We start from the raw sequence: 3,238 nt of genomic DNA, 5'->3' as shown, positions 1-3,238 counted from the left end.
TATGCTTGAAGAGGATTATATAGGCGATAATTACACTCAAGATTATGTCGAGAAAACCCTGAGGAAGCTCTCCGACATGGGGGCTAAAAAAGTTGTTCTTACCGGTATTTCTTTTGACCCCACTAAGCTCGGAGCAGCATGCTATGATCGGGAAACTGATACCATAAGCTATGCCTTCAATGATAGAGTGCCGGGATATTTCCATGGGACTGGGGATGTTTTCGGTAGCACCTTACTATCTGGCCTCCTCAATGGCTTTTCCTTAGCAGAAGCAACGCAAATTGCTGTCGACTATACTCTGAAAAGCATTCAATTGACAGTCGAAGCTAATCAAGAATGTCGCTATGGGGTTTGCTTTGAAAGAGCAATTCCTTATCTCATTCAAAGATTAGGCTTACTAAAATAGTAATTCAAGATTGATTGGCCCAAAAAAAACACTCAAACTAAACTGAGTGTTTTTTTATATCTATAGAAATATAATAGTTGCATCGATCATACATTGTAAATAATTAGAAGAGTCAGATAATAGGACAGGAAACCCTGCATTAATATCGAATTAATCTGTTATCATGAATTCATTTGAGGAGGAAAAAGCAGTGCCGGAGATTTTTTTCTTAGCACCGTATTCAGATATCGCTCAGGTGGCTCATAAAGTTTGCAGGGGAAGTGACGATGTCGACATTAAAGTTGCTCGTATGGATGCGGCAGTAGAATTGGCGAAGAATGCTGAAAAGCTAGGCTATCATGTGCTCATTACTCGCGGTGTCACCTGTTGGAAGTTACGTAATGCAGGCATAGAACTTCCTGTAGTAGAAGTTTCCATCGGAGGATATGATATTGTTCGAGCGTATTTCGAAGCAAAAAAAATAGGCAAACGTATTGGAATCGTGGATGTGGAAGAAGTCGTTAATAATTTAGACTTAGATGCTTTCGCCGAGGTAATTAATGACGAACTAATTAAATATACATGTAATAACGATCTAGAGGATATAAGCAAAGGAGTTCAATACCTGCGGGAACAGGGAGTGGATGTGGTCATGGGTAAGGTTGCTATGGCCAATGAAGCCGGTAGGCAAGGGATGAAGTCCGTGGTGATTTCTTCGGGCATGGATTCTGTTCGACGAGCCATTGAAGAGGCTCGCCGGGTTAATTTTGTCCGTAAACAAGAAATGAAAAAGGCTGAACAATTCAAAGCTATTTTGGAATTTTCGTATGATGGGATTATTGCTCTTGATAATAAAGGGAAGATTACCGTTTTTAATAAGGCATCTGAAAAAATCTCCGGTTGGAAGGCCGAAAATGCCATTGGAAAATATATCACCCAAGTCATTCCTAAAGCCGGGTGTCAAAAATTACTTCAGACTGGTCAAGTAGAAATTGCGGAGTTTTTGGAGATTGGAGACACCAAGGTTCTTGCTAATCGAGTGCCAATTATCGTTGATAATAAGATTGAAGGAGTTGTCACCACGTTTCAACAAATCGAGAGGTTGCAGAAGCTTGAAGGAAAAGTACGACGCAAGCTCGCGGATCGGGGTTTAGCAGCGAAATATCATTTTAGTGATATTCTTGGCAATAGTTCGGCTTTAACGAATGCCAAAAATCTTGCTAATGAATATGCGGGGGTTGACTCAACGGTATTAATTCAAGGAGCAACAGGCTCTGGAAAAGAGATGTTTGCTCATGCGATTCACAATACAAGTAAACGGAAAAATGAGCCCTTCGTGGCCATAAATTGTGCGGCTTTACCGGAAAGCCTTTTGGAGAGTGAGCTATTCGGTTATGTGGAAGGCGCGTTCACCGGTGCCCGCAAAGGGGGCAAGGCCGGTGTGTTTGAAATGGCCCATCGTGGTACACTTTTTCTTGATGAAGTAGGGGAAATGTCACCCATGTTGCAGGCCCGGTTATTAAGGGTTATCGAGCAGGGTGAAGTGATGCGTCTCGGAGATAGCAGTATTATCCCGGTGGATATACGCCTTATTACTGCAACCCACCGAAATCTGAGAAAAATGATTGAGAGTGGTGCTTTCCGAGAAGATCTCTACTTCCGTCTTAATGTGCTCTCCCTCAAGATTCCTCCCCTGCAGATTCGGGGTGAGGATATTATATTGATTGCCTATCGCTTCTTAAATGAATTCTGTTCTCGACGAGGAAAGAGGATGGGCAGGTTTACTTCTGAGGCTGAGCAAGCTCTTTTAAACTATTCCTGGCCGGGGAATCTCCGCGAACTCCGCAATGCTATGGAAAGATTGGCTATGCGTGCATGGCAGGAAAAAATAACGGCTGAGGAAATCACCAATGTTCTACTCTTGGATGAAGGAGTAACGCACACAGAAGAAAAAAGAACCACCAATACAATGATGCAGAACCCTCACAATATAACCTTCGCTTTTGAACCTCCGACTTTTGTAGGTGAAAAGGTTATAAATCAATTGGAGAAGCAAGTGATTCTTCAAGTTTTAGAGGAAGTTGGCGGAAACAAAACGGAAGCTGCTCGACGTTTGGGAATGAGTAGAACGACCTTATGGAGAAAACTTCAAGAGTGATCGCATTAAGTATTAGGGATTAGGGATTAGGGATTTAGCGTTTCATAAATGATCAATTGTTACATATCTGAACGCCATAGTGTTATAAATATGAAACACCGATGGCGTTATTTTTCGGCTAAAAGTTGTCTGAAGATTCCTTGTATAGCGATTTATAGGATTATTCGGAAATATATTCTGACTTTTTATGGATCTTAATATCTTGAAAATAAGGAACCTAAGAAAGATTTTGATCAATAATGCTACTTTTTAGAGATTTTTTGATTAACAGCATAAAGTTTGGCATGTTTCTTGCTTTACTCTATAAGCGTAATTAACAGGCAAGGAGGTGTTTAGGATATGGCATTAAAGGAGCTACCTGTTGTTCCTTCAGGTGACCCCGGTTCTTTGGCAGAATCACCAAACTCAGCCATCCAGCGTCTTTATCGTCCAGTGATAACAGACCAAAACCAAGTCAATCCCATCATATTGCTTTATTGCCCAGATGGAGCTCTCTCTTTGACAGGTGATGAGATCATAGTCAGCTATAAACTTTGCAAGGGCTGCGGCATCTGTGCCAAGGAAAGTAAGGGAATTGAGATGGTACCGGAATATACGGGGCCAAGAGGAATTTTTTAGGCAAAGGAGGTAGAAAATCAAATGAACAAAGCACTTATCACAGGAAGTGAAGCAGCCGCTCTTGGTGCCAAGCTCGC

General features: G+C 41.7%; 3 protein-coding genes. All 3 read left to right on the top strand.

Features of this window, described 5'->3' with window-relative positions; translation table 11 throughout:
• Positions 1 to 406, top strand: a 406-nt coding sequence (locus tag AAC978_RS16155) for a bifunctional hydroxymethylpyrimidine kinase/phosphomethylpyrimidine kinase (RefSeq protein WP_341549106.1), incomplete at its 5' end; no start/stop codon positions are given.
• 190 nt (positions 407 to 596) lie between these two features.
• A complete protein-coding gene (locus AAC978_RS16150; RefSeq protein ID WP_341549105.1) occupies positions 597 to 2,543 on the top strand; it encodes a sigma 54-interacting transcriptional regulator in 1,947 nt (648 codons plus the stop codon).
• Positions 2,544 to 2,882: 339 nt separating this feature from the next.
• The gene (locus tag AAC978_RS16145; protein ID WP_341549104.1) at positions 2,883 to 3,161 is read left to right on the top strand and encodes a 2-oxoacid:ferredoxin oxidoreductase subunit alpha; all 279 of its coding nucleotides are present in this window, start codon (positions 2,883 to 2,885) and stop codon (positions 3,159 to 3,161) included.
• The last annotated feature ends 77 nt before the right edge of the window (positions 3,162 to 3,238 follow it).

Origin of the sequence: Desulfitobacterium sp. THU1 (genome assembly GCF_038181555.1) — a bacterium.
Classification (GTDB): Bacteria; Bacillota; Desulfitobacteriia; order Desulfitobacteriales; family Desulfitobacteriaceae; genus Desulfitobacterium.
The sequence above is the reverse complement of the archived record's forward strand: the minus strand, read 5'-3'. Positions and strand labels throughout refer to the sequence as shown.

Excerpts from the sequence above, each read along its gene's own strand:
- AAC978_RS16145 (WP_341549104.1), top strand. The coding sequence starts at position 2,883 with ATGGCATTAAAGGAGCTACCTGTTGTTCCTTCAGGTGACCCCGGTTCT.